Below are 11,313 nucleotides of genomic sequence, written 5' to 3' on the forward strand. Positions count from 1 at the left end.
GCCGGCCGAAACCTGCGCGTCATTTTTTGCCGCTTCCGAAATATTTGCCGACGGCCCCGTCGCCGCGGCACCGGCACTCCGAGGCTCTTCACAGGCCCACCGCAAGGTGTGACGCAGGTCACACTCACTGCACGCTTTGAAGCCTCTTGAGAACTTTGCCGTTGACGTGCGAACATTTCGGTCAACCCCCCGCCCACAGGCGCCCGCGCCGTCGCGTCGCGCCTAGGTCCGGTCTGGGCCAACCCAGTTCTCCACACGCCGACAGGCGTGCTATTCGTGCTGTTTCATCATGGGTGGATGTTGACGGGGAGCATGAACAAGGTCGAGACAGTCGTCATTAACTGGAAACGTCCCGGCAATGTCGAACGGGTCGTGAACGCGCTTCGCGCGCAGTCCACCCCGTGCACCGTCACAGTTTGTGACACCCATCTGGATGACCAGTACGCGCTGTCGACGTCGGTGCTGGACAACGCAGACCGCGTCTACCGCTGGGGACACAACACCGGTCCCTACTCACGGTTCGTGCCGCTGGCCGCCTACGACCACGAGTACACGTTCTTCATCGACGACGACATGCTGCCTGGGCCCCGTTGCGTCGAGCACTTCGTCAACACCGCCGAGGCACTGCCCGGCTTCGGCTCGATCGGACAGATGGGCCGGATCATCCCGCCCGACGGCGTCTATCGGGCGCGCAACGTCGAGCGGCTCCCCCGGCCGCGGGAGATCGACGTCCTGGTCCGCGGCTTCTTCGTCCGCACCCGCAACCTGCACCATGTGGCTCAGCTGCGCTGGCTGATGAACTACACCGAGGAGCAGGTGCCCGAGGACGACATGCTGCTCTGTGTCGCGATGCGGCTGTGCGCCGGCCTGCGCAACTACCTGACGCCTACCAGCCCCGACCCCGAGACGCTCATGAACCAGATCGAGCTGCCCGACCCGCACGCCCTGCACCGCCGGCCCGACCACATCCAGCGCCGCATCGACTTCATGCTCGCCGCCAAGGCGATCGGCTGGCTGCCCGTGGACCCGGCGCCCGCGATCCCGGCCGCCACGATCCCGAAGCAGCTCACCGGCGCCGAGCGGACGGGCCCGGTTGGCGAAGGCGACGGCCTCGTTCCGTCGCCGCTGACCGGACCCACTCTCGCGGGTCGCAACGGCCATGCAAACGGCAATGGGAAGCGGGCCCAGAACGGTCATGGCAAGGCATCGGTAAGCCAGGGAGTGCTTTATCTGGCGCTCGGCGACATGTACACGAAGCTCGCGACCGACAGCGCCCGCACACTGCGTCTGCACGGTTACGACGGCCCGGTGCGCGTCGTCACCGACGCGCCCAGCCACGAGCTGGTCGACCTGGAATGCGAAACGCTCATCGTCGGCAGCCTTCCCGGCGGGTTCGCGTCCCGCTTCCACAAGACCCAGCTTTACCGCTGGTCGTTCCAGCGCACGCTCTTCCTCGACGCGGACACGATCGTCATCTCCCCGATCGAGGAGATCTGGGAGCTGCTGCGCGGCCACGACATGGCGATGGCTCCGGACATGCACTCGTCCGTCGGGGACGTGATCGCGCACAGCGTCAACGACCCCACCCGGCGGGCGCCGGAGTACCAGCTGATGTCCGACCTCGGCCTGGCCGACCGCCGCTACTACAACAGCGGCGTCATGCTCTTCGACCAGAACGGGCGCACGGGGAGAATGTTCAACCACTGGCACCAGGAGTGGAACCGCTTCGGCGGCGAGGACCAGCTCGCCCTCGTCCGGGCGATCGCCGCCACCGGCACGAGGGTGTCCCCCCTCGACTCCGCCTGGAACCGCAGGCCGAAGGCGTTCTCCTCGGTCAACGAGGCGCGCACCGCCGGCGTACGCATCCTGCACTTCCTGTCCCGGCAGCGTCCCCTGCTCAACGAGGCATATCTGGGCGTCGTCGCCGAATACCTCGGCTGATCGGGACGCCCGAGATCAGTCCGCCGGTGCGGCTCGGACCGCCTGCCCGGCGGCAGGCGGTCCGAGCGGGCAGTTCCTCGGGTTCGTCGCGACGGGCGTCCCGTCCAGCGCGCAGTGCAGAAAATGCGGTTGGACGGCGTTGGCCGGCGCCGGCGGCGGCACGCCGGCGGCCGGCCCTCCTCGGGCGGGCCCGGCCGCCGGAGCCGGGACTGGCACCCGCGTCGGCACCCGGAATGCCGGGCGTGGCGGGTTGCGAATGCCGAGGGCCGCCAGCAGGCCGCCGGCGGCGCAGAGTGCGGCGGCCAGCCACATCGCGATACGGAAGCCGTGGTTGAAGGCGCCCGAGTCCAGATAGGCCCCGCCGCTCAGCCCTGCGGCCGCGGGCAGCACGGCGACGGCGAGGAGACCGGCGGTGCGGGCCACGTCGTTGTTCACCGCGGAGGCGACGCCGGCCTTGTCGGCGGGCGCCGCGCCGAGCGCCGTCGACGTCAGCGGCGCGACCGTCGTCGCCAGACCCAGGCCGAGTACGGCGACGGCCGGCAGCACGTCACGCAGGTAGCCGTCGCCATGGCCTGCCCGGGACAGCAGCGCGAGCCCCGCGGCGGCGAGCAGCGGCCCGGCACTCATCTGCAGCCGGGGACCGATCCGATCCGCCAGCGCGCCAGAGCGAGCTGACAGAGCCAGCATGATGATCGTGATGGGTAGCAGAGCGGTTCCCGCCTCGATCGGCGAGTACCCGCCGGCCTGCTGCAGCTCGATCGGCAGCAGGAACAACGCACCGCCGAGCGCCGCGTACATCACGAAGGTGACCAGGTTCGCCGCCGTGAACTGCCGGGAGGCGAACAGCGTTGGCGGGAGCATCGGCTCGCGCTCCCGCTGCTCGGCGACGATGAACGCACCCAGCAGCGCCACGCCAGCCGCCAGTGACCCGGTCACGACCGGCGAGGTCCAGCCACGGCCCGGCCCTTCGATCAGCCCGTAGGACAGCCCGACCAGGCCGAGCGTCACCAGCGCCGCGCCGGTCACGTCGATCCGGCGCGGCGCGGCCGGGTCGGTCGACTCCGGTACGTGCCGCGCCGCGACCGCCAGCACCGCCACGGCGAGCGGCAGGTTGATGAAGAAGATCAGCCGCCAGGAAACCGCGCCAACCAGCCAGCCGCCGAGAAACGGCCCGACGGCCGTCGTCACCCCCGACAGGCCAGACCAGGCACCGATCGCCCGCGAGCGATCGTCCGCGGCGAAGGACGCCTGCAGGATCGCGAGGCTGCCCGGCGTCAGCAGCGCCCCACCGACCCCCTGCAGCGCCCGCGCGCCGACCAGCACGGAGGAGTTCGGCGCGAGCCCGCAGAGCAGGGACGCGAGCGCGAACCACCCGACGCCGAGCATGAACACCCGACGCCGGCCATACCGGTCACCGAGCGAACCGCCGAGCAGCAGCAGCCCGGCCAACGCGAGCGTGTACGCGGTGACGACCCACTGCAGCGAGGCAAGGCCGGTTCCGAAGTCGCGCCCGATGGACGGCAGCGCGACTCCGACCGCGGTCGCGTCGATCGACGCCAGGCCCGAGCCGAGGACGGTCGCGAGCAGCACCCATCGCCCACGCGCGGACCCCACCACCAGGTCGCCCGCCCGCCAGGCCTCGGCCTGCGGCTCCACGAGGGCCGGCCCGTCGGCCGGGTCCGGACCGTCGGCCGGGTCCGGACCGTCGGCCGGGTCCGGACCGTCGGCCGGGTCCGGACCGTCGGCCGGGTCCGGACCGCCCCGCCCGGCAGGGGGCCACGGCGGTACACCGGTCGGCATAGCCGGACCCTACGCCGCCGGCCGGCCCGGTCACCCGGACCAGGCCGCCGGGCAGCCAGACCGCCGGGCAGCCGGGCAGCCGGGCAGCCGGGCAGCCGGGCAGCCGGGCAGCCGGGCAGTACCTACCGCAGCGCCTCGCGGTCGTCGTCCTGGTCCTGGAAGGCGCGGACCGACCAGCTGACACGGGTGTCGGCCACGTCGCGGCGTTCTTCCAGCACTCGCAGCAGAACCAGGAGGAAGAGGGTGCCCAGCGCCAGTAGCAGCGCCAGGATGAGTGTCACTAGATAGAAGTTCGTCACGGCCGGTACCTCCGGGTTCTTGCATTCGTTTTCCTGCGCTGTCGCCGCGGCTGGCAGCTGGCCGACGCCAACCGCTGTGGCGGGTGGTGAACTAGTGCTTGTCGCCGCTGCGCGGCCCATAGGAGCGGACGGATACCGGTGCGCCACAAACCTCGGCGACCAGGTCCGGCCACTCGTCCGGGCCCGGCGACGCCTCGTCGAGGACCGGCAGGGCCCGCAGCAACTGGCGGGTGAGCGCGGCCGACCGCTCCAGGTCACCGGCCGGCCCCGGCGTCAGCCGGTCGATCCGCCGCACCGCCGCGTCCGGGCGCGGCCCGCTCGGCGCGTCCCGCGTCCGGGCGCCCGCCGGGCTGTCGACAAGGTCCATGTCATCAGGCTGCTGGACCGGCCCCGCCGTGATGTCGCCGCAGTCGGAGAAGCCGCCGCTCCCAGGTGTCGCGTCCGCGACGTCGTAGGCCCGGCACACCCCGAGCGGGTGGGCGGCGGGGGCGTCGAGGTGGGTGAGCGCGACCGCGTCCACCCCGCCCGCGACCTCGACGGCATACCGATGGGCGACCGCGTCGAAGTGCCCGACCCGGAAGGCCCCCTGCCAGCGGCCGACGCCGTTGTGCCGGTCGGGCAGTGCCGCGGTCAGCGCGGCGTCCTCGCTCACCAGCGGGCCGGCGCCGTGCCGGGTGGTGAAGGTCCGCAGCACCCCGAGGCGGGTGACGTCGCCGCCGTCCACCCCGGCGTCCCGCAACAGCTTCTCCGCGTTCGCGAACGTCGTCGTCGACCAGGTCGTGTACGGGTGGAAGCCGTGCCACTCATCGAGCAGCACGCCCTGCGCCCCCTCGAAGACGACCGGGCCGGCGCGCAGCAGCTCGACGACGTGCCGGTCATCGACGAACCGGACCGTCCGGGCGAACTCGCCGAACACCTCGACGCAGTCCTCGACCGGCGGCGCCGGCAGCGGCCCGAGCTCCGACTCCAGCAGCGCCCGCAGCTCGCCGAGCAGCCGGCGCAGCCGGGCGGGGTGCGCGCAGTCGCCCACCCGCGGCGCGTCGTCGGGGTAGGCGAGGGCGTAGGCGGCCGTCTCCCCGATCCCCATTCCACACGAACCGTGCCGCCCGGTGCCGCGGGCGAGCTCCCTGGCCCGGTTCGCGGCCGCGTGGTACGGCGTGGTCAGCAGCGCGTCCCGGTGAACGGTGAGCGCCCCGAACGGGTCGGGCACGCCGAGGGCGGCGAGATGGTCCGCCTCCGCCGCCAGCGCCAGCGGGTCGACGAGCATGTACCGCGACAGGTGGGTCGGCACGCCGGCGAGCGTGCCGGCGCCGAACTGCGCGAAGGTGTGCTGGCGGTCGTCGTCGGTGACGACGTTGTGCGCCGCCTGCGCGCCGCCGTTGAAACGGACCACGGCGCTGGYCGGCCGGCCGGCAGCCGCGGCGGCCCGGCAGAGGTRGTCGACGACCGTCCCCTTGCCGGCGTCGCCGAAGCCGAGATCGACGACGATCACATGGTCGGGCCGCATCTCGGCTCCTTCCTTCCTTGACTCGGCGAAAAGACGGAAGACGGAAAGACGGTCAGAGACGGGCGATGCCGCCGTCAGGGTTGGCCAGGGGCCGGGCGCCGCCGGGCCGGATCCGGGACAGCGCCTTGCCGACAGGGGCGACGGCGGCGTCCGCGCCCAGGTCACGCAGGTCGTCGAGGCCCTCGTCGAGGTCGATCGAGTCCTCGAGGATGCCGATCGTGAGCGCGATCGTCTCGCAGGCCAGGCCAAGGTCGTCCAGCTCGATCACCCTCTCGCCGAGCAGCGCCCGCCAGGTGTCGAGCACCGCGCTCTCCCGCGCGTGCGCGGCGCCGGCCGGGATGATGAAGAAGACGTGGTACATCCGCTGGAGCTCCGTGAGGATCTCCGTGGTGGGGATGCGCCCGCCCAGCCGGTCGCCGATCACGTCGCGGACCTGGCCGGCGTCGACCGCCTTGTAAGGGTTCTCGTCGCCGATGATGAACAGGTAGCCCTTGCGGCCGCGCTTCTCGAAGCAGTCGATCGCGGTGTGCCGGGCCATGAAGTACATGGCGAGCTCGTACGACTCCTTGACCTGGCCGCCACCGCCGCCCTCCAGGATGATGTTGCCGAGGTGCGCGTCCATCCTGTTGTCCGACTCGAACTGGCCGACCTGCAGCGGCACCCGGTCACAGGTGGCGTCGCCGATGGCGCCGAACATGATCTGCGGGTGCTCGACGTAGCCCTTGCGCAGCAGCAGGCCGAACAGCGCCGGCAGCTTGCTCTGCAGCTCACGCGGCACCGAGCCCATCGAGCCGGTGACGTCGAACAGCACCGAGATGGCGACCGAGGTCGGGTGCTCGTCCGAGTCGCGGCTCTCCCGCGCCGTCACGCCGCGCGGGTCGAGGTCCGCGTGGACCTTCATCGCCCGGCCGGCGTGGCGCATCCGGTCGCTGTAGTCGAAGGCGCTCCGGCCGCTGCTGCGCCGGAAGCTCGCGGCCGCGTCGTAGACGTTTGTCGACCAGCTACCGCTACCCATGGTGATCCTCCAGGAGGAGAAGAAGGGATGATGACGTTGGTCGGGGCCGGACCTGGCCCCTGGGAGGGCGCCGCCGGCGCGCGGTCAGCGCGCCGGGCGCGGCATCGTGAACGGGCGGAACCGACGGGGGCCGTACAGGCGGCCCAGCAGGTCGTCGAGCTCGCCGAGCAGTTGCCAGGCGTCGTCCGGCCGCATGGACGGTGCTGGTAGCAGGCAGCCGCCGAGGAACCGGCGGATCGGCGCGGGCACACCGGCGCCGAGCCCGGCCGGGTCAGGGCTGCCCAGGAGGTAGGACACGCAGCGGGTGGCGAGGGCGAGGTCGGTCGCCGCCCCCGGCGGCTCGCGGCGCGCCACCTCCGGCGGGTACCAGTCGGCGTACGCCGCCACCAGCGCGGGGATCCGCCGACTCGGGTCGCCGCCACCGTCGCCGTCGTCGAGCCCGGACGCCCCGCGCCCCGGCGTCCGGGGCCATGACGCCCCGCGCCCCGGGCCACCGGTGAGCCCGGCGCCGCGGTACGGGCCGACGATCGCGTCCGGCGCCGGGTCCGGGACCGCGCTGTAGCACCAGTCGACGAGGACCAGGCCGTGCTGCTCCGGGTGGATCAGGACGTGGTCGGGAAGCACCGCCCCGTGCGCGACCCCGGCGCGGTGCGCGTAGCCGATCACGACGAGCAGCCGGCGCCACATCCAGACGGCGTCGCGCGGGTCCAACCCGCCCGGGTACGCGGCGCGCACCTGGGCCAGCGTCACGAAGCCGTCGAGCCTGCCCAGCACGTTCGCCCGGCGGCCCGCGCCGCCGGCCGCCGGATCGGCGAACCGGCCGGTGTCCACCAGCCGCGGCACGTAGGGAGCGAACTTCGGGTCACCCAGCCTGGCGATCCGGCGCAGCGCCGCCGCCTCCCGGGCGAGAAGATCGTCGTCGGCCACCGCGCGGGCGATCTTCACGACGTAGGGCGGATCGGCACCGTCGGCCGGTCCACCGGCGTCGTCGCCGTCGGCTGGCGTGGCCCGGGCCACCCGGTACAGGGTGGTGATGTCACCGTCCGCGTACCGCTCGCCGACGGTGTACGCGAGCCGGGAGCCGGCCGCGCCGGTGGCGCCGGCTGAGCGGGCCGAGCCGGTGCGAGCCTTCGCCGCCGGCGCGCGGCCGCGGCCGAAGACGACCGTGCCGGACCGGTCGCCCCGCCGCGCGCCCGACGTGYCGCCCGCGGCCAGCTGATGGGCCTCCCACAGCTCGGTGAGCCGGGTGAACGCCCTGGCCGCCTCGGTGCGACGGGCCATCGGAGCGACGTCCGGATGCGCGAGCCGGGCCATGGCCCGGTAGACGCGGCGGGCCGCGCGCAGCGCCGCCTCCGGCGAGCGGCCGGCGGTCGGCTCGGCGGGCCCGAACAGCTCCCGTTCCCCGAGGCCCTGGCGCAGCACGAGGTCGATCACCTCGTCGAGCGAGGCGGGCTGACGCGGACCGTCCTCGCCAGCGCCGCCGCGACTCGTCGCCGTCGGCGGGATGGTGGCCGAACCGGTGTGGGTCATCGTGGCTCCTCCTGCCCTGGACGCAGCAGCGCGGGGTGCAGCAGCCGGGCCGGGCCGGCGCGGTAGAGCCGTGCGCGCCGGCCGCCACGGGCGCCGCCACGCGCGGTGGTGGCACCGGTGTCCTCGACGAAGCCCGGCGCGGAGAGCACCTTGCGGTGGAAGTTGGGCGCGTGCAGCGGCTGCCCCCACACCGCCTCGTAGACCTCTCGCAGCTCGGTGATGGTGAACTCGGGCGCGACGAACGTGGTCGCCAGCGGCGTGTACTCGAGCTTGGAGCTGGCCCGGTCGAGCGCGTCGTCGAGGATCCGCGCGTGGTCGAACGCCATGTGGTCGCGGTCGACGCGGACAACCGGAACCCAGGCGGCCGTCTCGGCGTCGCCACCGGCGGTCGGGTTCGGCAGATCGGGAGCGAAGGCCAGGTAGGCGACCGAGATGACCCGCATCCTGGGATCCCGACCCGGTGCTCCATAGGTCGCCAGCTGTTCCAGGTACACCCGGGCGAGGCGACGGTCGACCGCTCGCTGGTCCGTGGACGCCGCGAGCCCGGTCTCCTCGGCGAGCTCGCGGACCGCGGCCTCCGACAGATCCTCGTCGCGCCGGGTACCGTCCGGCCCGATCGCCGGGCGGACGAACCCACCCGGCAGGGCCCACCGTCCCAGGTACGGCGGCTGGCCGCGACGGACCAGCAGCACGTGCAGCGTGGGCACCGCCTCGACGACCCGGATGGTCAGCGCGATGACGTCGACCGTGACGGCGATCGGCTCGTAGCTCCGCGGGTCGTAGGAGGAGAGGAACGCCGCCTCCGCCGCGTCGTCGTCCGCGGCGAGGACGACCGCCTCGTCGCGGGCGTCTTCGACGAAAGGATCTTCGTCGAAGACGCCCGCGACGACCGACGGCACCGGCCCCCCCGACGGCACCGGTGCCGTCGGCGCCGGCGAAACGGCCGGCCGCGATGGCCGCCTCCGCTCCGACCCAGGGCCCACGATGGCTCTCCTAAGGATTGGACGGCGAGTTCTACTCGGACCGAGTAGCTCTCAACAGGAGTAGTTCTCAACCCAAGAATTTCTGAGGTTGAGAAGAACCTAACTCACAAGTCCCCAGCCGCCAAGGGATTTTGTCGCCCACGCGACATCTTGCCCACGCGGCGCGCCCGCCGGAGACGGGAGGGCGCGGGACCGCGGGGCGCTCAGGTCGAGAAGGACGCGGAGCAGGTGGTCAGTGGGCCGGTCCAGGCTGCCCCGGACCACGGGACCCCCGGGATCCATGCACGGCCGCGGTCGAGATGGCTCGCGGCCACCGAGCTCGTCGAGAGTCCTGCGACCCGCGACTACCGCTCGGTGGCCGCTTCATGTCCGCGACGGCGACACCGGGCCGCGTCGGCCAGCAATCCGCCGCGCGGACATTCGCCTCACTGGCTGGTCACGAACAGCGCCGCCGTCCTAGACGACGGACGCAGCCGACAGGCCGGCCCGCTCCATCGCGGACCGGAGGGTTCCCAACAGCAGTTGCACCTCGGTCATGACCTGTGCGCCGGGAGCGGCCACCCTGGGGATCTGAGCGGGCGCCATCGCCAGCCCGAGGGCCTGGGTGGCATCGGGCAGTCCGGCGCCGGCCCGACCTGGCCCGAACTCGGGCAATGGCCGACAGCAGGCCATCAGAACGTCGAACAGCCGCTGCACCCGTTCCGCCGGGTTCACGAACGGTCGTCGGAAGTCCGCCCGATGTGCCAGGATCAGCCCGGCGAGCCCGGTGACATGCGGCGCGGCCATTGAGGTGCCGTCCAGCGCCGCGTAGCCCCCGCCAGGGACCGACGATACGATCGCCACTCCTGGGGCGACCGCGTCGATCTCCGGGCCCACGCAGCTGAACCTCGCCGGGAAGTAACCATCCAGGGTCGGCTGGCCGATCACCGCCTCCGCATGGTTGCTGTCCGCTGGGAAGGTGTCGGCCTTGCCCAGGGCCGCCACCGTGAACACCGTCGGCAGCGAACCTGGGAACCGGACCGGCTGATCCGCGACGTTGCCAGCGGCCACGATGCACGCCACCCCGGCCTGCCGGGCTTCCTCGATCTTCCTGGAGACAAAGATCGATCCGGCGTCGGCACCGAGGCTGAGGTTCACGATGTCGATCTTCTGCTGAATGCAGTAGTCGAGCGCCTCGATGAGGTCGCTGAACCGCCCACCMGGGAAGATCTTGCAGACGTGGATCTCCGCACCCGGCACGATGCCGATGATGCCGCGCCCGTTGTCGGCTCCGGTGACGGTGCCCGCGCAGTGCGTGCCATGCCCGACCTCGTCGGTGTCCCAGTGCCTGCCAGCCCGGTCAACCAGGTCGAACCCAGCGGTGATCCGGCCTTTCAGGTCAGGGTGGTTGACGTCGACGCCCGAGTCGATGAGGGCGATCTTGACGCCGTCACCGCGGTAGGTCGGCGGGATACGGTCGATCCCCATGGCCCGCTGGCCCCAGGTGAACTGCTGCCTGCTCGGGAAGTCCGGCATCAGCTGGCTCAGCGGCTCCAGCGCGATGACGTTGTCCTCGCTGGCCGACAGGCGTGGGCGGTCGATCGAGCGCTCCCAGTAGTCCGACGCCGGTCGGACGTAGACGTTCTGGATGGTGCCCGGGGTGTCGGCGATCAGCGTCACCGAGACCCGACCGTTCTGGTCGGTGATCCCCTGTACGGGAAAGTTCCGCCCCTGGACCAGCACGGTTGCCCCGGCGACGCCCGTTCCGTCACGGCCCTGGACCGTGAACGACAGGCTCGTCGTCTCTCCGGGCGTGGCGAGTCTTCCGGGGTCCGGCAGGACCCCGGCCGCACCCAGAGCGGGATCGGCGACATTCAGCCTCCGGTCCGGCTCGATGAGCACGTCCGGGGCTTGGCGCAACGCGGCCGCCCGATCCTCGGGCATCTCGAAGACGGCAATCTTCGACGGCTGCGCCGCGCCGGTGCCGAACGTCGCTAGCGGGCCGTTGGTGGACATCGCCAGCTCACGGTGGAACGTGACGTCTGGCAGCGTCTTGAGCCGCTCGAATATCGCCTTCGGATCCGCCACGCTTACTCCGGCGGGCAGCAGCTCCCGAGGAGCCGCGCCGACGAGGTACCGGCCGTGGCGACGCTCGACCTCGCGCCGGGAGGCTGAGCGCCCGGACGCGGTCGAACGGGCCGAAGCCGAGGCGGAAGACGGCGAGGATTTCCCTTTCGGGTTGCTCTCCATCTGTAGTGT

General features: G+C 72.3%; 8 protein-coding genes. 1 reads left to right on the plus strand and 7 read right to left on the minus strand.

The annotated features are described in order from the left end of the window. The first annotated feature begins 312 nt into the window (after positions 1–312). Positions 313–1,941, plus strand: coding sequence for a glycosyltransferase family 2 protein (locus BCD49_RS20220; RefSeq protein ID WP_007515558.1), 1,629 nt, complete (start codon positions 313–315; stop codon positions 1,939–1,941). Positions 1,942–1,956: 15 nt separating this feature from the next. Here the strand turns inward: BCD49_RS20220 and BCD49_RS20225 are convergent, their stop codons facing one another. From BCD49_RS20225 to BCD49_RS20250, 7 genes are all read right to left on the minus strand, one after another. Continuing rightward, positions 1,957–3,741 (minus strand): DHA2 family efflux MFS transporter permease subunit, encoded by a 1,785-nt coding sequence (locus BCD49_RS20225; protein WP_007515557.1) that lies wholly within the window; start codon positions 3,739–3,741, stop codon positions 1,957–1,959. 122 nt (positions 3,742–3,863) lie between these two features. Beyond that, positions 3,864–4,040, minus strand: a complete 177-nt coding sequence (locus BCD49_RS44190) for a hypothetical protein (protein WP_007515556.1) — start codon at positions 4,038–4,040, stop codon at positions 3,864–3,866. Between the two features lie 91 nt (positions 4,041–4,131). Next, positions 4,132–5,547 carry an adenylosuccinate synthetase gene (locus BCD49_RS20230; RefSeq protein WP_071041777.1) on the minus strand — a complete coding sequence of 472 codons (1,416 nt, stop codon included), beginning with the start codon at positions 5,545–5,547 and terminating at the stop codon, positions 4,132–4,134. A 52-nt stretch (positions 5,548–5,599) separates the two neighbouring features. Beyond that, a complete protein-coding gene (locus BCD49_RS20235; protein WP_007515554.1) occupies positions 5,600–6,562 on the minus strand; it encodes a hypothetical protein in 963 nt (320 codons plus the stop codon). A gap of 84 nt (positions 6,563–6,646) precedes the next feature. Then, on the minus strand, positions 6,647–8,092 hold the full coding sequence (locus tag BCD49_RS20240; RefSeq protein WP_071041778.1) for a molecular chaperone DnaJ: 1,446 nt from the start codon (positions 8,090–8,092) through the stop codon (positions 6,647–6,649). Further along, a complete protein-coding gene (locus tag BCD49_RS20245; protein ID WP_051466643.1) occupies positions 8,089–8,850 on the minus strand; it encodes an NUDIX hydrolase in 762 nt (253 codons plus the stop codon). Before BCD49_RS20245 ends, BCD49_RS20240 begins: the two co-directional genes overlap by 4 nt. Before the next feature lie 681 nt (positions 8,851–9,531). Continuing rightward, positions 9,532–11,313: S8 family serine peptidase (locus tag BCD49_RS20250; RefSeq protein ID WP_131803518.1), on the minus strand; the 1,782-nt coding region annotated here is incomplete at its 5' end.

The sequence above is a fragment of the Pseudofrankia sp. EUN1h genome, assembly GCF_001854645.1.
Classification (GTDB): domain Bacteria; phylum Actinomycetota; class Actinomycetes; order Frankiales; family Frankiaceae; genus Pseudofrankia; species Pseudofrankia saprophytica.

Excerpts from the sequence above, each read along its gene's own strand:
- BCD49_RS20225 (WP_007515557.1), bottom strand. The coding sequence starts at position 3,741 with ATGCCGACCGGTGTACCGCCGTGGCCCCCTGCCGGGCGGGGCGGTCCG.
- BCD49_RS20235 (WP_007515554.1), bottom strand. The coding sequence starts at position 6,562 with ATGGGTAGCGGTAGCTGGTCGACAAACGTCTACGACGCGGCCGCGAGC.
- BCD49_RS20220 (WP_007515558.1), top strand. The coding sequence starts at position 313 with ATGAACAAGGTCGAGACAGTCGTCATTAACTGGAAACGTCCCGGCAAT.